Origin of the sequence: Chitinilyticum piscinae, from assembly GCF_015223195.1 — a bacterium.
Taxonomy (GTDB): Bacteria; Pseudomonadota; Gammaproteobacteria; order Burkholderiales; family Chitinibacteraceae; genus Chitinilyticum; species Chitinilyticum piscinae.
The window spans coordinates 80609-98176 of sequence record NZ_JADFUA010000011.1 but is presented as its reverse complement, the minus strand read 5'-3'; the positions used below and the strand labels follow the sequence as shown (position 1 = coordinate 98176).

Sequence of the window (17568 nt, the reverse complement as noted above, 5' to 3'; positions counted from 1 at the left end):
ACTGGAGTATGCCGCTTTTCAGCGGCATACTCCAGTTAGTACTTCCAGCTCAAAGTCACACTGGCATTGAAAGGTGCCCCGTAATAGCCCTGCCCGGTATTGCCCCAGTACAGGCTGCTCAGGTATTTCTCGTTGGTGACATTGTTCAGGTTAATCGCGGCACTGAATTGCTGGCTGAACTCATAGCGTGCCATCAGGTTCAGGATTGCGTAGGCCTCCTGCCGCAGCGTGCCAGCATCCGCGGTAGCCGACGTTCCATCCTGCCAGTTAACGCTCCCACCGACCTTCAACCCCGTAACGAAGGGGAGCTGATAGGTCGTCGCCAGCCGCAACAGATGGCGCGGTACATAGGTGCGCACGGCATCCCCCTGCGGGTTATCCAGTGACAGCCCGGTATAACCGGCACTGGCCTGCCAGCCTGGCGCCAGCTGGCCGGATACATCTAGCTGCACCCCTGTCGACTCAGCATCGATGCCACGATAATACGCATCCGCCCCCTTGTACCCCGCCTGTTCGGCAAGGTTGTTCTGCGACGTCCTGAATACGGCCAGCGAAGCATTCAGCGTCTTGTTGAAGAACTCGCCCTTGATCCCCGCTTCGCTGCTTGCTCCACGGACAGGCGCCAGCACATCCCCATTTACATCCAACTGGTGCTGGGGATTAAAGGTCTTCGAGTAGCTCGCATACAGCGCAAGGTTATCGTTCAGATCAAAAGTTGCTCCTACATACGGCGTGGTATCGCTGGCGGAGGAGGCGCGCGATTGCCCGTAGCTCTGTCCCGTGATGTCCACGCTCGTCCAGCGCGCCCCTGCGATCAGGTGCAGGGGATCAAGCAAATGCAGGCGGGTCGCCAGGTACAGGCTCTGGCGCTCATCCTTGAAATTCGCGCCATTGCTTGAGGCATTGAACTCCGGCTTGGGGTAGCGGCCATCCCAGCTCCACAACGGCGGCAATGCCGTGCCGATGTCGTTGCCATACCGCGAAAGCGCGTCCAGCCTGGAAGTCGACCAATTTCCTCCGAAGGCCAGCTCATGGTTGCGGCCACCCAGGGCAAATTTACCGCTCAGCGCCAGATCGGCAATATTCTGGATGTTTTTCTCGCTGTATTGCGATGGATAGCTGAACACGCCCTCCCCTGTTACAGCGTCCGGGGTGCCATAAACATAAAACAGCTCGCCGTTATTGCGGTACTCGTTGCGGGTGAATGCCAGCCTGGCCTTCCAGTCGGCGGAAAAATGATGCTCCATTTCGGCAAAGGCACTCTGGATTTCGGTATTCCAGTAAGACCAGTCAGCGGCCGAGCTGATCGACGTCGGATAGTCGATCTGCTGCCCCTTGCTGTCCAGCATCGGCACCGCGCCCCACATATTCCCGCTGGAATTGTTCTTCTGGTAATGGAAACCCAGCGCGGCTCGTGTGTGTTCGCCCAGCTCGGCTTCGGAAATGCCATATGCCAGCGCGCGCTCGTTGCTGTAACGATCGATATAAGAGTCCGCCGTTGACCCGGCCACCACCAAGCGCCCCTTGACACTCCCTGCCTCGTTCAGCGGCGCGGAAATGTCACCATCTACCCGCAATGCGTTCCATGAACCTACCTGCACATCGGCACTGGCATGGAACGTATCCAGCGGGCGCTTGCGGATGAAATTGATCGCAGCCGATGGCATGCCCGTCCCCGTCATCAGGCCATTCGCACCATATACAACCTCGATTCGATCATAAATGGCGGTGTCCAGTGCCCCGACCACTTCATTGTTGGCAAAGGGCACACCCAGCCCATCCACCTGAAAATTTGTCACATCAAAACCGCGGGCCGTGTAATACGTCCGGTCGGTTTCGACCTTTTCCACGACGACCCCAGAGCTGAGCGTGAGCGCATCATTCACGGTCTTGGCTGCAAAATCCTGCATGACCGGATTGCTGACGATGGAAACCGTCTGCGGCGTCTCCTTCAGCGACATATCGAGTTCGGTCGCAGAAGAACTGCGTTTGATGGTGTAGAGGGTACTTTGTTCGGTCGGCAAGGTATCAAGGGCCACCAGCGAAGCGCTGACCTGCACTTCAGGGAGGGTAACAGCACCGTCAGCGGCGAATGCGGATGCCTGCGCGCCCCCCAGCAGCGTGGCAATCAGCAGTGAAACGGGCTTGCGTGCAAACCCTGCGGGTTGAATAGCGTTAATCATTTACACCTGTCCGGTAGTTGCTGCGGGAAACCATACGAGGCACGGCAGGAATGTCCCGCGAGACATGCCATCCCTGCGGCGAAAATGAGAATGATAATCGTATTGATAATGATTGTCATTATGTGTAGCATTCGCCGTCAGTCAATGCCTGCGGAGCAATACCGGCCCACATCAGACACAGGCAGACTCAGGAGACGAGCATGCAAACCCAGATCTACGACTTCATCGGTATCGGCCTTGGGCCGTTCAACCTTGGCCTGGCAGCGCTGAGCGCACCACTGGGGAAGGTCAACGCCCTGTTTCTGGACATGGGTGATGGCTTTGACTGGCATCCGGGCATGCTGCTGGAACAGGCAACGATGCAGACATCCTTCATCGCCGATCTGGTGACCTTCGCCGATCCGACCAGCCCCTACAGCTTTCTCAATTACGCCAAACAGACCGGACGGCTCTATGCCTTCTACATCCGCGAAGATTTCTTCCTGCTGCGGCAGGAATACAACCAGTACTGCCAATGGGTCGCCGCCCAGCTTGCGAACCTGCGTTTCAACCAGTACGTCCAGCACGTGCATTTCGACGAAGCCCTGCAGTGCTACGTGCTGAACTGCCTCTCCACCCGCACCGGCGAGGCTAGCCAGTATCTGGCGCGCCGGCTGGTATTGGGAACGGGCACGCGCCCGACCCTACCGCGCTGCTGCGAAGGCAAACCGGTACTGCACAGCAGCCGCTATCTGGATTCGCGCAGCACCCTGCAGCAGCGCAAGCACATTGCGCTTGTCGGCAGCGGTCAGAGCGCGGCCGAAATCTACCTCGATCTGCTGCGGGAGGCGCGCCGTCATGGTTACCAAGTTGACTGGATCACCCGCTCGCCGCGCTTTTTCCCGCTGGAATACACCAAGCTCACGCTGGAAATGACCTCGCCCGATTACATCGACTATTTCCATGCCCTGCCCGATGCCATACGCGATCCGCTGCTGTCAGCCCAGAAAGGCCTCTACAAGGGAATCAACCGCACGCTGATCAATGCCATTTTCGATGAGCTGTATCGCCTTGGGCTGGAGGGTGCGCCCCCCAGCACCCTGCTGACCAACACCGAACTGCAGTCGGTGCAGTACTGCGCCGAACAATGCCGGTTTACGCTGGATGTCTGCCACCAGGAAACCGCGCAAACCCGCAGCCTGCACTACGACGCCGTGATTGTCGCCAGTGGCTATGGCTATCAGGAGCCGGCCTTCCTGCAAGGCATCCAGTCGCGGATTGCCCGCGATGCACAAGGCCGGTTTGCCGTCCAGCGCAACTACAGCATCGACCTCGGCAGCGGGGATATCTTTGTCCAGAATGCCGAACTGCACAGCCACGGCCTGGCAGCTCCCGATCTGACCATGGCCTGCTACCGCAACTCGGTAATCCTGCGCGAAATTCTGGGGTATGCGCCCTACCCGATCGAAGAGCGTGTGAGCTTCCAGACCTTCGGCCTGCCCGGAACGGCCCGCCGGGAGCTGGCATGGGCCTGACTTTCTGGCTGATCGGCATGACCGCTGTTGCGGTCATCGCCGACACGATGCTGCTGCCCTTCTACCCCCAGTATTTTGCCGAACGCTTCGGCGTAACCGATCCGGAACATATCGGTCTGTATACCGCAGCAATCTGCCTGGTTGCGATGCTGGCCCTGCCGGTCTGGGCTCGCATCGTGCGTCCCGGCGGTACCTTGCGCCTGCTGATGTGGACACAGGTGGCAGCTGGCGCACTGTGCGTGGCGTGCAGCGTGGTCAGCCAGCTCTGGGCATTCTGGTTGCTGTCATTGGGAATGGTGGCCTGCAAGGCCAGCTATCTGCTGATTTATCCCTACATGATGGAAGGCGTCGCGGAAGAACGGCATGCGCACACCATCGGGCTGCTGTCGATTGTCGTGCACTTCGGTCACATTCTGGCGGCAGTGCTCGGGGGCCTGGTGCTGGTGTACTGGCCACTCGAGCACGCCTTCCTGCTGATGGCGACCGGCGATCTGGTGCAGATCATCGTCTGCGCAGGGCTGATTCTCACCGGCAAGGAACGCCAGCCGCCGGCCACTGAAGCGTCCACTCAAGCCAGAGTCAGCACATCCCCCGGAATTCATGCACTGGGCCTGCTGATGCTGCTGTTTTACTTCAGCGAATACCAGATCGTGCCCTTTTTTGTCGAATACTGGCAGCAGATTGCGCCGGAACACGGCGTGCAACTGGCAGCCTGGGTGTATGCCATCCCTGCCGGCGTGGGTCTGCTGGCCTTATGGTTCAACCACCGCTGCGCGCGTGGCGAATGGGCTCGCGGCATGAGCTTTTGCCTGCTGCTGGGTCTGGCCGGGCTGGTGCTGCAGGGCAGCGGCAAACCGGGCTGGGTGCTGCTGGGCCGACTGCTGTTCGGCTGGGCATCCTTCCAGCTGACAGTGCGCCTGGATGCAGTGATCTTCCAGCACAGCACGCCGGCCGCCTACGCCCACGATTACAGCAAGATCAACATCTACCAGAACATCGGCGTGCTGCTGTCCTATTACAGCGCCGGCTGGCTGGTTGCGCGCACGGGGCTTTCCGCCCCCTTCTGGCTGGCTGGCGCCGGCCTAGCACTGACCCTGCTGCTGCTGCCGCTACTGAATACGTCCCCCCGTTCGCTTTCCCGGAGTACCGCTGATGTCCTGCCGTGACCCATTCGACACCCCCTGCCACACCCTTACCATTGAAGGTATTGGCGAATTCAGCCTTAGAAAGCTAGCCTACAGCGACATACCCCTAGTCCATGCATGGGTCACCGCACCCCGAGCCCGTTTCTGGGGCATGCAGGGACAGACGCAGGAACAGGTAGGTGCCGTATATGCAGCACAGATGTCGGCGCCGCATTGTCAGCCCTATCTGGCCTCGTGCAACGGCCAGCCGGCCTTCCTGCTGGAAACCTACGCGCCGGCTCACGATGAGCTGGGCACCCACTACGCGGTGGAAGCGGGTGATCGCGGCATGCATTTTCTGGTAGCCCCTCCGAGTGGCCCGGCCATCCATGGCTTCACCCGCGCGGTGATGCACGCGATTCTGGATTTTCTGTTTGCCGACCCGGCTACACGGCGTGTCGTTGTCGAGCCCGACATCAACAACGCCCGCATCCATCCGCTCAATCGTGCCGCGGGTTTCCGCTATGTGAAAACCGTACCGCTTTCCTACAAGACCGCCTGGTTTGCCATTTGCACCCGCCAGGATTTTCTGATTCACGCATTGCCTTCGGAGACCACCGCATGACCGCCCGCCTGCCCCAAGCCCTGCCCGCCGACTGCCCGCACCTGAACCCTGGCGTCTGGAGCAAGGTCAATCGCCTGCTGGTACGCAAGGCGCTCAGCGAGTTCGCTCACGAAAGCCTGCTCGAGCCCTTGGAAACCCGCGCCGGCCACTTTGTCGTTTTCAGCGACGATGCGCGCACCGCCTACCATTTCGCCGCCAGCCGCCTGCCGCTGAACCACTGGAGCATTCCGGCCAACTCGATCCGCAAGGAGATCGACGGCGTCGAGCAACCACTCGATGCACTGCAATTCATGATCGAGCTGCGCAACACGCTGAAACTGCAAGACCACGTGCTCCCGGTGTATCTCGATGAAATCAGCGCCACGCTGTACGGCAGCGCGTTCAAGCACGACCGGATCGCACCGAGCGCCGCCGAGCTGATCGACGGGGACTTCCAGAGCGTGGAAACCGCGATGACCGAGGGCCACCCCTGCTTTGTCGCCAACAATGGCCGGCTGGGCTTTTCGGCCAGCGACTATCGCTCGTACGCACCGGAAGCGGCCCAAGCCTTTCAAGTCATCTGGCTGGCCGTGCACAAGGATCGCGCGACGCTATCGATTTCCAGCGGGCTCGATTACGCGCAGATGCTCGCCGAAGAACTGGGCGCCGACCTGCTGGAGCGCTTTGACGCGCGACTGGCCGAGCTGGGCCTGAACCGTGACGACTACCTGCTGATGCCGGCGCACCCGTGGCAGTGGCAGAACAAGCTCTCAATGGCCTTTGCCGCCGAAATCGCCCAGCGCCAGATCGTGTACCTGGGCGCGAGCGACGACCATTACCTGGCGCAGCAGTCGATCCGCACCTTCTTCAATATCAGCGCCCCGCACAAACGCTACGTGAAGACCGCGCTGTCGATACTCAACATGGGCTTCATGCGCGGCCTCTCGCCCTACTACATGCTGGCGACGCCGGCGATCAACGACTGGGTTTACGCACTGGTCGAAGCCGATCCCTACCTGCAGCGACAGGGCTTTCACATCCTGCGCGAAGTGGCGGCGATCGGTTATCGCAACCCCTACTACGAAGCGGCGATCAAGGAAAACAACGCCTACAAGAAGATGTTCTCGGCCTTGTGGCGTGAATGCCCGCTGACCCACGTTCGCGACGGCGAAAAGCTGATGACGATGACGGCGCTGGTGCATCTGGACAACGACGGCCACGCGCTGGTGGCCGAGCTGATCCGCGCGTCGGGCGTGTCGGCTGATCGCTGGGTGGATGGTTATCTGGATGCCTATTTCGCGCCGCTGCTGCACTGCTTCTACCGCCACGACATGATCTTCATGCCGCACGGCGAGAACCTGATCATGGTGATGAAGAATCATCGTCCGGTACGCGTGCTGATGAAGGATATCGCCGAAGAAGTCGGTATCCTCAACCCGGCCGTCGAGTTGCCGGAAATCATGCAGCGCGTCTCGACCAACATTCCGGACGAGATGAAGACGCTGTGCCTGTTCATCGACGTGTTCGACGGCTACCTGCGCCATCTGGCCGCCATTCTTGATGCGCAGTGCGACTACCCCGCCGAACGCTTCTGGCATGCTGTGGCGCGCTGCACGCACCGCTATCAGAGTGAGCATCCGGAACTCTCCGCGCAATTTACCCGCTACGACCTGTTCGCCGCGGACTTCGAACACTCGTGCCTGAACCGCCTGCAAATGGCCAACAACCAGCACATGCTCAACCTGGAAGATCCAGCCAGCGGCTTGCAGATGGCTGGGCGACTGGTCAACCCGCTGGCGCGATGGAAATCCGCAGCCAGCGTCGCCCCGGTGGCAGACTGAGCAATCCGGTATCCGATGAGCATCCATGCACAGCAAGCACTGCTAGCGCAGATTGCCGGCATCCTGCCGGCACTGGCGGGGCGCGTTGAACCGGTGCCCTGCCGGCAACTGGATCTTGCGGCCAGCCTGCTTGAGCACTGGCAGCGCGCCCAGCCTGCCGCCGGGCGAGCCTACTGGACGGCGCGCAGCTGGAGCATGCTGATCTGGCAGCCCGCCTATCTATCCGTGCTGACTGTCCATTGTGGCGGGCAAGTACTGGATCTCGCCGGCATGCAGCAAGTCTGCACGGAGGGCTCAACGGCCGGTTTCACCCTGCCGCCACAGCAGCCCATGACCGGTGAAACCGGGGTGCTGCTGCAGCATGCCGCTGCCGGACTGCTGGCCTACCGGCAAGCGCAGCTGCCGCAACTGCAGGCCATTCAGCCGTATTCGGCCCATCAGGCCAGCTGCCTGATGGTGGATTGTGTGCTCAGCGCACTGCAGCTTGCTGGCAGCACGCTCGGCTGGCCAGCCACGACCGAGGAATGGTGGGCCGGGCAATGGCTGGGAGCACTGCAGCTCACCCGCCACGGGCGGCTGATGCGCATTGAAGTCGAACCAGGCCGCTGCCGCACGGCGCTGGAACGGCAAGGCTGCTGCCAGCATTTCCGCATTCCCGGCGCTGTGGCCTGCAGCACCTGCCCGCGCTGGCCTCTGCCCGAGCGCCTGCAGCTGATCCGGCAGGAATGGCAACATACCCAGTCATGTATCTGCGCGTAACTTATAAATATAAATACTTCAGTAGATATACCCACAATGTATGCATTGCACAATATTCTAGTACAGCGCCAGCAGCGTACGATTCTCGCCATCCCCGAGCTGGTGCTGCCCGCACACGGACTGACCGTGATCCTCGGCCACAACGGCTCGGGCAAATCCACCCTGCTGAAGCTGCTGGCAGGCCAGCTGGCGCCCGATCACGGACAAATACTGCTTGATGGCCAGTCCGTCCGCCGCTACCGCCCAGGAGCCCTGGCACGCAAGGTCGCCTACATGCCGCAGCAAATCCCGCAGCCACCACTTTTGAGCGTGCGCGAACTGGTCGAGCTGGGGCGTTTTGCCTGGCGCGGCTGGCTGCGCCGCTGGTCACCGGATGATCTCGCGCATGTCGATGCGGCACTGGACGCCACCGATGTCGCCCACCTGGCCGGGCATGCGGTTGACCGCATCTCCGGTGGCGAACGCCAGCGCGCCTGGCTGGCCATGCTGCTGGCCCAGGCCTCGCCCTGCCTGCTGCTGGATGAACCCAGCGCCGCGCTGGACCTGGCACATCAGTACCAGCTGCTGGCACTGCTGCGCCGCGAAGCCGACCGCAATGGTCATGCGGTAATCGCCATCCTGCATGATCTCAATCTCGCATTGCGTTACGCCGATCGCATCCTCGCCCTGCGACAGGGGCAAATCTGGTTCGATGGCAGCCCGGAGGTGCTGCTGGCACATCCGGCACTGCATCAGCTCTACGACATCGCGCTCGATATTCTGCCGCGCGAAGGCAAACATCCGGTGGCGGTGGTGGCATGACGCGCTCCCGGCTGATCCTGCTGCTCGCCAGCGTACCGCTCTTGGCGCTGCTGCACCTTGAACTTGCCAGTCCACTGCCGCTGAGTGGCCAGCTGGCACTGCTGCAAGGCAAGCCCGCGGTCAGTGCAGATGAACTGCTCTTCCTGCACAGCCAGCTGCCTCGCACCACACTGGCACTGCTGCTGGGCATGGCGATGGCGCTCTCGGGCAGCCTGTTGCAGCAGCTCACACGCAATCCGCTCGCCTCGCCAATGACACTGGGCACCTCGGCCGGTGCCTGGTGCGCCATTGTGCTGGGAGGCCTCGTGCTGCCGCCGGGCTGGCAGCTCCCACTGGAATGGCTGGCACTGGCCGGTGGACTGGCTGCATTGCTGCTGGTCGTCGTGCTGACTGGCTGGCGCGAGCTGCACGGGCTGGGCGCGCTGCTGGCGGGGACCGCGCTCAATCTGCTGCTGGGCAGCCTGGCCAGCGTGGCCATCATGCTCAACGACCAGTACAGCCGCGCGCTGCTGGTGTGGGGTGCGGGCGATCTGGCACAGAACGACAGCTACTGGGTCAGCTGGACCTTGCCACGCCTGTTGCCCGCACTTCTGCTACTGCCGCTCTTATGCCGTCCACTGCGTTTGCTGCAGTTGGGCAATGTCGCGGCCGCCGCTGCCGGGCTGAATGTCGGGCGACTGGCGCTGTGCGGCAGCCTGCTGGCGCTGTGGCTCAACAGCATTGCCATCAGCGCGGTGGGACTGATCGGCTTCATCAGCCTGCTGGCACCGGCGTTGGCACGCCTGCTGGGGGCCCGCAGCCCAGGGCAGCAATTTGTCGCCAGCGCATTGCTGGGGATGAGCACATTGCTGGGTGCTGATCTGCTGGCGCAGCAATTATCACACTATCTGGCCGACATCCTGCCGACCGGCGCCGCGGCCGGCTTGCTGGGAGCACCATTGCTGATCTGGCTGTGCCTGCGTGCAAGTACCCCGGACAGCCAGTTCGGTCAGGTCTTCGTTGCCGGCCAGAGCGTACTGCCGCTGCGCGCCTGGTTCGCAGTAACCATCATCATGCTGGCCGGCTGCGCGCTACTGGGGCGGGATGTCGCGGGTGACTGGCAGCTGGTTTGGCCCGATGCCTTGCTGTGGGAGTTGCGCTGGCCGCGCCTGCTTGCCGCCTGCGCAGCGGGCTGCGGGCTGGCACTGTCCGGCATGCTGCTGCAGCGCCTGTTTGCCAATCCGCTTTCCAGTCCCGACCTGCTCGGCATTTCTGCCGGAGCCAGCCTGGGGATGCTTGCCGGCATGCTGCTGGGCAGCCTGCCGGTGCTGGCGGTGCTGCCGCCCTGGCTGTTCGCAGCCGCCGGAGCCGGGCTGGTACTGCTGCTCCTGGCCTGGCTGGCGCCACGCCAGCCCCCTGCGCGGCTGATCCTGCTGGGTGTGGCGCTCTCGACACTGCTGGAAGCAGCCGTGCAGTTTGTCATCGCCCAGGGCAGCAACGACAGCTTCAGCCTGCTTAACTGGCTGGCGGGGTCGACCTACCAGATTACCCCGCAGACTGCGCTGGGCCTCGCGACACTGGTTGGAATGCTGATGCTGTGCGGCCTGCCAGCACAGCGCATCCTTACTCTCTATCTGCTGGGCGAGGAGGCGGCCCGCACTGCCGGCCTGAACAGTCGCCGTGCCCGTGCGCTGATCCTGCTGCTGGCTGGCGCGCTCAGCCTGATCATCAGTAGTCAGTTCGGTCCGCTGGCCTTTGTCGGACTGGTGCTGCCACAGCTAGCGCTGCAACTGGGGGCGCGCAGCACCACACAGCAATTCACCCTGGCTGCGCTGTTGGGGATACTGCTTTTGGGATTGGCCGATCTGGGCAGTCGCACGCTGATTTACCCGGCCCAGTTGCCAATGGGCGCGCTGGCTTCACTGCTGTGCGGCAGCCTGCTGCTGGCAGGCCTGCTGAAAAACTGCCGGAGGTCCCTGTGAAACACCTGCTCGCACTGCTGCTTGCGCTCCCGCTTCTTGCAACAAGCCCGGCCCGTGCCGCCGGCCCCCGGGTAGTTGCACTCAGCTGGGAGGCGGCCGAATACCTGCTGAACATCGGGGTGACACCACTGGCTGTCGCCGACCGTACCGACTACCGGCAATGGGTGATCGAGCCGGCACTGTCCGCCAGCGTGCTCGACGCCGGCAGCCGCCTCGAACCCAATCTCGAACGCCTGCATGCACTCAAGCCCGACCTCATCGTGATCAATCCGATGCTGGCCAGCATGCAAGCCAATCTGCAGCGCATCGCGCCGACGTTGATGCTGGATGCCTACCGCAAGGACCATGACAACACCGCCGCGGCCGAGCGCCTGCAGCGCCAGCTGGCGCTGCAGCTGGGCAAACTCGCGGAGCACGAGGCCTTCCTGCAGCGGCAAGCAGCACAAACCGCCGCGCTGCGCCAGCAGCTGGCAGCGCACTTCGGTACGGCGCAGCCGGCCGTGTGCGTCGTACGTTTTGCCTCGCCGACCAGCTACTGGGTCTACGGCACCAATTCGCAACCGGATGCGGCGCTGCGCTCGCTGGGTCTGCGCAATGCCTGCCCCGATTCGGACACCTCTGCCTGGGGAACACGCGTACGCAAGCTCCCCGATCTGCTACGTTTACAGGCTGCAGTGCTGGTGCACATCGCCCCCTTTTCCCGGCAGGCGGAACTGGAGCGCAGCCCGCTGTGGCAGGCCCTGCCGGCCGTACGCCAGCGCCAAGTGCTGGCGCTGGCACCGGTATGGACCAACGGAGGACTGGCATCGCAGGGACGGCTGGAAATCTTGCTCACCCAAGCGTTTTCAAGGCAATAAGAGCACGTATGGCCGTAAGCGCATTATTCTGAAAGTCTTTCAAGGCAATACAATGCAGTGTATATATCGACACGCCATACGGGAAAGAGTGTGGATTCCCCGGCCAGAGGCTGCAAATCGACACTTGTATTCATGGCTATCTGTAAGTATCCGAACGGCATTTCTGCGCTGAACGTAGTGGCGGGCCAGCCAGTCAGAAAAGAAGCACCACCCACTAGCGATTCACACGCCCTAGAGGATGAGACTGTCGGCCGTGAGCGTGCCTACACCGGTCAATGCGATTTCATATTCAGCCGCAGTATCGGCATCGGTACTGATTTGCAGGACGCCGCTGGCAAAGCGAATCCGCCCTGTGCAGTCACCCGCGAAGGCGGCGCTGCCGATAAAGGTGAATGCATCATTGTTATCCTGCGTCAGCGGATTGGCATCGATGCCTGACAAGTCGATGCGATCCCCCTGCACGGCGACAAAATCAAGAATAGTGTCCCGGGTTGTGGCGATCCCCAATTCGGACACAGAGGCAAATACAAAGGTATCCGCTCCCAGGCCACCTTTGAATTTGTCGACCCCGCCCCCGCCGCTCAGAATATTGTTGCCCGCATTGCCTTCCAGCTGATTGGCGCTGGCATTACCGGTTGCATTCAGGTTATCACTGCCGGTGAGCAGCAGCTTTTCCACATTGGCAGACAGGGTGTAGCTCACATTGGAATACACCGTATCGACTTCAGTCGTGGTTATGCCTGTCTCGATAATGACATCACCAATATTGTCCACATAGTAAATGTCGTTACCGGTGCCCCCGATCAGTGTGTCGGCGCCCGCGCCACCAATCAGCGTGTCATTACCGGCACCACCATCCAGCACGTTGTTTCCCGCGTTGCCGGTGAGGCTGTTGGCCAGGCCATTACCAATGGCATTCAGATTATCGAGGCCGACAAGAACGACATGCTCGATACCTGCACCGGCCGAATAACTGACACTGGCATGCACGGTATCGATGCCACCAGTGTCACTGGCATTGTCGAGCGCGTCATCCACATAGAACACGTCATTGCCGAGCCCCCCCAGCATTGTGTCTGCCCCCTGCCCGCCATCCAGCGTATCGTTCCCTGCACCACCGTCAAGCACATTGGCACCACTGTTACCAGTCAGCACATTGTTCAGACCATTGCCGGTAGCCTTGAGGTTATCACCGCCCTGCAGCACGATGTTTTCCACATAAGCTGGCAAGGAGAAGTTCACGCTGCTGTAGATGGTGTCGATCTCGGTCGCCAAGACTACGGTCTCCACGACCTTGTCTGCGACGTTGTCGACGAAGTAAGTGTCGTTGCCGGAACCACCGATCAGCGAATCTGCACCAGCACCGCCGATCAGTGTGTCGTTGCCGGCAAAACCCTGAATCTTGTCCGCCTGTGCTCCACCCAGCAAGCTATTGGCCGAATCGTCACCATTGACCGCAAACATGCCGGTAGTGAATTTCAGCGCCGTCGTGGTGCTCAACCCAGCATACTTGTTGCCTGCCAGATCGGTGACCACACCAGCGGCCATCTTGATGTAGTAGCTGGTTAGCGTGTTCAAATCGGTATCCGGATTGATGGTCAGTGTGCTGCCACCAATGCTGACCTGCGTGGCATCGAGAATATTAATCTCTTTCACCAGCGTACCATCCACACGATAGAGCTGGACAACACCACTGCCCGCCTTGATCGCCTCGCTGAAAGTCAGTACCAGATTGCTGCTCGGGTCGATATTGACGCTGCTATTGGCAGGCGCAGCAGATTTCAACGTCGGGGCAAGCAGGTCGGCCAAACTGGCGCTGAGCGTATATCCACCGATGCCGGCAGAAGCATCCCAGGCGCACAAGTAATACGTGCCGGAGACACTGGCCTTGAAGGTAATCTTGGCATTGCCTGCTGCGCCACCATCGTTGTTGTCCAGCAGCCAGTTGCCACTGGTCGAGTAAAGCTGCAGATACGGGTCGTCAAGCGGACTGGCACCAGAGCGCTTGAGCTCGAAGGTATAGGTCTTGCCAGCGGTGAGGCTAACCCGGAAAAAATCGTAATCGTCAGCGAAATTGATCACACCATTAGCGCTGCCGCCCACGCTGAGCAGGCCGGTGCTGCCGCTGGCGTAGTCATCCACCGGGCTGACTGTAGTGGCATCGCTGCGGGTTGTGAAATTGAACACCCCATTATCACTCAGCCCTGCGTAGGCATTGCCGGCCAAGTCACTGAGTGCACCAGCGTCAATCGTGACATAAAAGCTGCTGCCTGCCAGCAGATCAGCTAACGGGTTGATGGTAACGGTGCTGCCATTGAAGCTGACCTGGCTGCTGTCGCTGGCTGCGATACTCGCGGCGATACTGCCATCAGCATTATGGATGACAAAGTTGCCTGAGCCGGCCTTCACCGCTTCGCTGAAGCTGAGCACCAGATTAGCACCAACCCCGACATCGGCGGCATTGTCTGCAGGCGAAAAGGATTGCAGCGTCGGCGCGTAGAGATCACCTGCGCTACCGCCGGAGAGTTCGATCAACTGCTGAACAGTCTTGCCGGTGTCGCCAAACTGCACATATTCACAGCCATACAACCAGTCCAGTCCGGTACTGCCACCGGATACCGAAACGCCTTGTGTGGCAGGATCATAAGTAAAGCTGTACTGAGCAAACAGGCCGGTCACAACGACGGTATCACTGCCGGCACCGCCGAACAGCAGATCGTCACCACCACAGCCTTCGAGGCGATCATCCCCGGCACCCGCTTCGATACGGTTGGCGACATCATTGCCCTGAATGAAATCATTGCCGCCACCAGTCACAGCATTTTCAATTGTGGCGCTCCATGCAATCGACAGATTGTTGGTCATGTCATTGCACGACGAAAGTTTGCCGCTCTGCAGGTATAGCGTCGAGGCCGTATTCCACCCCCCCAGATTGATGGTGTCGATGCCAGCAGAATCGAACAGACAGAGGATGGGATTCTTGTTCAGAGCAAAGTCGTACAAGGCCTTGCTGTTGTCGGTAATGTTGCTGCCAAAACCATACACGGTGTCGCCGGTGCGGGTGGTCGTCGAAACACCGTACATGGTCTGAATGGCCAGCACATCATTCAGCATCGGGGTTTGGGCACAATAGCTACGACCATCGCTGCCAACCCAGTCGGCCTGCTGATTATCGGCGCTGGTATAGGGGGAAGATCCTTGCGGGCCAAAGTAGGACATCAGCGACAGCACCTGGGAATCCTGGAAGGAATTCGCCACGGTGGCACTGCCATTGTATTCACCCATATGTTCGAGCCCCATCGCATGGCCGATTTCATGAGTGACTGCCATGAAGCCGTAAGAGCCGACCATCGCGCCTTTCAGGCTGGCACTGCCAGAATTCATCCAGACGCTGCCGATTCCGGGGAAGTACGCATGGGCATAACTGACACCGGTGCTGGAATAGCCGAATTCTATGTTGGCACTTTGGTAGTTCGTGCTGCTGATCTGCTGGAAATTTTGCGGGATCAGGTCATCCCAGCTTTGCAGGGCAAGCTTGATCCACACCTGATCGGCAGCGCTGACGGCAGCAAATCCAGTCGCCTCCCCCTGCGAATACAGCCCGGTCGCACTGGTCGGGAAGGCGTAGGTATAGGTAGCCAGGCCGGTGTTCCACTTGTAGCCGGAATCCAGTTGGGCCAGAACCTGTTCGTTGGTCAAAGTGGCCAGAGCCATTTCACGCCCTCCTTGCTGCCGTTGCATGGCCGACCCGAAGCGCATCAGCACCTTCTAATATTATTCTCGCGGCCAGCGTTATGCCATTGCCATTCATCAGAAATCGCTGATAAACAAGGAGCTAGGTGCATAGGCACTGATTCAGCCCCAAAGAGTACCCCCTGCACCAAACGGAATGTGTGGCTGCTGCATGCATCAATGACGACCGCAGCCACATAGGCCAAATAATCAATCGGGCGATACATAGTTCCCACTGCAAAAGGCCGCGCTGCAGCGGGTTTGGCGAATCTGGACAGCCGCACACCGACCTAAGCCAGCCCAGTTACCGATGGGAGCGCTGCCTTCACTGCTGCGTGACACCCGGCTACTGGCCGAACGAGGCACTCGGATTAACCCGAGAAACATCTGCTCACCCAGTTACTGGCGCTACAAATATGCACGGGCTTGCGCAGCAATTGTCAGGCCCTGCCGGCCGCACGCCAGCGTCAAGTGCTGGCGCTAGTGCCGGTATGAACCATAAGGAGGACTGGCATCGCAGGGAAAGCTACCGAAGCTGCTAAGCAGCGCTCTGCTGGCTGCATCGCCAGCACAAGCGGGCTGTGTGCCCCTAGCGACCCAAACTTGCAGCGTACCGCAACAACAACAGCGCGAAAAACAAACCCAGATATGTATATACCCACACTCAATAATCTAAAAGGCTCATAGCCTTATACCCTCACAGCCGAACAAAAGGGCGAGCAAAGAGCACACTATTTGTAGTCAATCAAATGCTCACTACGGCAGCACTCTAAGATCAGCGTTTTCAACCTGCTGGAGCCCGTCATGCCACAGACCAAATTCTGGTTACCCGAATCTGACATCCCGACGCATTGGTACAACGTCGTCGCCGACATGCCCAATGCGCCCGCGCCGGTGCTGGGGCCGGATGGCCAACCCATCGGCCCGGATGCGCTGTCAGCAATTTTCCCGAATGCAGTCATCGAGCAGGAAGTCAGCCGCGAGCGGTGGATTCCCATCCCTGAGCCGGTGCGCGAGATTTATCAGATGTGGCGCCCGACCTGCCTCGTGCGCGCCCACCGCCTGGAAGCCGCGCTGGGCACACCGGCCCACATCTATTACAAGTACGAAGGCGCCAGCCCGGCCGGCTCGCACAAGCTCAATTCGGCAATCGCACAGGCGTATTACAACAAGCAGGAAGGCGTCACCCGCATGACGACCGAAACTGGCGCCGGACAATGGGGCAGCTCGCTGGCACTCGCCGGCCAGATGTTCGGCATCGACGTGCGCATCTATATGGTGAAAGTGAGCTACCAGCAAAAGCCCTTCCGCCGCTCGATGATGCAGACCTGGGGCGCAACCGTGCTGGCCAGCCCGAGCATGGAAACCGCCAGCGGCCGCGATGCGCTGGCCAAAGACCCGAACAACCCCGGCTCGCTGGGGCTGGCGATTGCCGAGGCAGTGGAAGAAGCCGCGTCGCGCGCCGACACCAACTATGGTCTTGGCTCGGTACTCAACCATGTGCTGCTGCACCAGACCGTGATCGGGCTGGAGGCAAAGAAACAGTTTGAGATGGCTGGCGAATATCCAGACATGATTTTCGCGCCGTGTGGCGGTGGTTCCAATTTCGGCGGCGTGGCCTTCCCTTTCCTCGCCGACAAGGCTGCCGGCAGTGATGTGCGCCTCGTCGCCGTCGAACCAGCCTCCTGCCCTAGCCTGACGCGCGGGCATTACGCCTACGACTTCGGCGATACCGTCGGCCTCACGCCGTTGATGAAGCAGTACACACTTGGGCATGATTTCATGCCACCGTCGATCCACGCCGGTGGCCTGCGCTACCACGGCGCCAGCACGCTGGTCAGCCAGCTTTACCACGAAAAACTGATCGAGGCCGTGGCGGTGCCGCAACTGGCGACCTTCGAGGCGGGTGTAACCTTCGCGCGCGCTGAAGGCATCATTCCGGCACCGGAGTCGTGCCACGGTATCCGCGCCTGCATCGACGAGGCCCTGCGCTGCAAGCAAAGCGGTGAAGCCAAGGTGCTGTTCTTCAATCTGTCCGGACATGGCCACTTCGACATGGCGAGCTATGACAAGTATTTCAGCGGAGAGCTGGAAGACTATGCCTACCCGGAAGAAGCCATCGTCGCCGCGTTGGCACGCCTGCCGAAGGTGCCCGCGTAAGTCAATGCAGCCAGACCCGGACGAACGTTCCT

Annotated in this window: 11 protein-coding genes; 9 read left to right on the top strand and 2 right to left on the bottom strand. The window is 60.6% G+C overall.

Annotated elements, in window-relative coordinates; translation table 11 throughout:
• Positions 1-35: 35 nt before the first annotated feature.
• On the bottom strand, positions 36-2183 hold the full coding sequence (locus INR99_RS15015; RefSeq protein ID WP_194117188.1) for a TonB-dependent siderophore receptor: 2148 nt from the start codon (positions 2181-2183) through the stop codon (positions 36-38).
• Positions 2184-2383: 200 nt separating this feature from the next.
• Between INR99_RS15015 and INR99_RS15010 the strand changes: the two genes are divergently transcribed.
• From INR99_RS15010 to INR99_RS14975, 8 genes are read left to right on the top strand one after another with little or no spacing between them, the layout of a single operon-like run.
• Entirely contained in the window at positions 2384-3697 is a 1314-nt protein-coding gene (locus INR99_RS15010; protein WP_194117187.1) for a lysine N(6)-hydroxylase/L-ornithine N(5)-oxygenase family protein, read from the top strand.
• Positions 3688-4863: an MFS transporter gene (locus INR99_RS15005; protein WP_194117186.1), complete on the top strand. Its 1176-nt coding sequence runs from the start codon at positions 3688-3690 to the stop codon at positions 4861-4863. The genes INR99_RS15010 and INR99_RS15005 overlap by 10 nt, the downstream gene beginning before the upstream one ends.
• Positions 4850-5446 carry a GNAT family N-acetyltransferase gene (locus tag INR99_RS15000; RefSeq protein WP_194117185.1) on the top strand — a complete coding sequence of 199 codons (597 nt, stop codon included), beginning with the start codon at positions 4850-4852 and terminating at the stop codon, positions 5444-5446. Before INR99_RS15005 ends, INR99_RS15000 begins: the two co-directional genes overlap by 14 nt.
• Complete coding sequence (locus tag INR99_RS14995) at positions 5443-7266, top strand: IucA/IucC family protein (protein WP_194117184.1); 1824 nt, start codon at positions 5443-5445, stop codon at positions 7264-7266. Before INR99_RS15000 ends, INR99_RS14995 begins: the two co-directional genes overlap by 4 nt.
• A gap of 15 nt (positions 7267-7281) precedes the next feature.
• Positions 7282-8025, top strand: coding sequence for a siderophore ferric iron reductase (locus INR99_RS14990; RefSeq protein WP_194117183.1), 744 nt, complete (start codon positions 7282-7284; stop codon positions 8023-8025).
• Between the two features lie 36 nt (positions 8026-8061).
• Positions 8062-8826 carry an ABC transporter ATP-binding protein gene (locus INR99_RS14985; RefSeq protein WP_194117182.1) on the top strand — a complete coding sequence of 255 codons (765 nt, stop codon included), beginning with the start codon at positions 8062-8064 and terminating at the stop codon, positions 8824-8826.
• The gene (gene fhuB / locus INR99_RS14980; RefSeq protein ID WP_194117181.1) at positions 8823-10787 is read left to right on the top strand and encodes a Fe(3+)-hydroxamate ABC transporter permease FhuB; all 1965 of its coding nucleotides are present in this window, start codon (positions 8823-8825) and stop codon (positions 10785-10787) included. Before INR99_RS14985 ends, fhuB begins: the two co-directional genes overlap by 4 nt.
• A complete protein-coding gene (locus INR99_RS14975; RefSeq protein WP_194117180.1) occupies positions 10784-11644 on the top strand; it encodes an iron-siderophore ABC transporter substrate-binding protein in 861 nt (286 codons plus the stop codon). Before fhuB ends, INR99_RS14975 begins: the two co-directional genes overlap by 4 nt.
• A 231-nt stretch (positions 11645-11875) precedes the next feature.
• Here the strand turns inward: INR99_RS14975 and INR99_RS17840 are convergent, their stop codons facing one another.
• On the bottom strand, positions 11876-15358 hold the full coding sequence (locus INR99_RS17840) for an Ig-like domain-containing protein (protein ID WP_194117179.1): 3483 nt from the start codon (positions 15356-15358) through the stop codon (positions 11876-11878).
• A gap of 822 nt (positions 15359-16180) precedes the next feature.
• Between INR99_RS17840 and INR99_RS14965 the strand changes: the two genes are divergently transcribed.
• Positions 16181-17536, top strand: coding sequence for a TrpB-like pyridoxal phosphate-dependent enzyme (locus tag INR99_RS14965; protein WP_194117178.1), 1356 nt, complete (start codon positions 16181-16183; stop codon positions 17534-17536).
• Positions 17537-17568 lie beyond the last annotated feature (32 nt).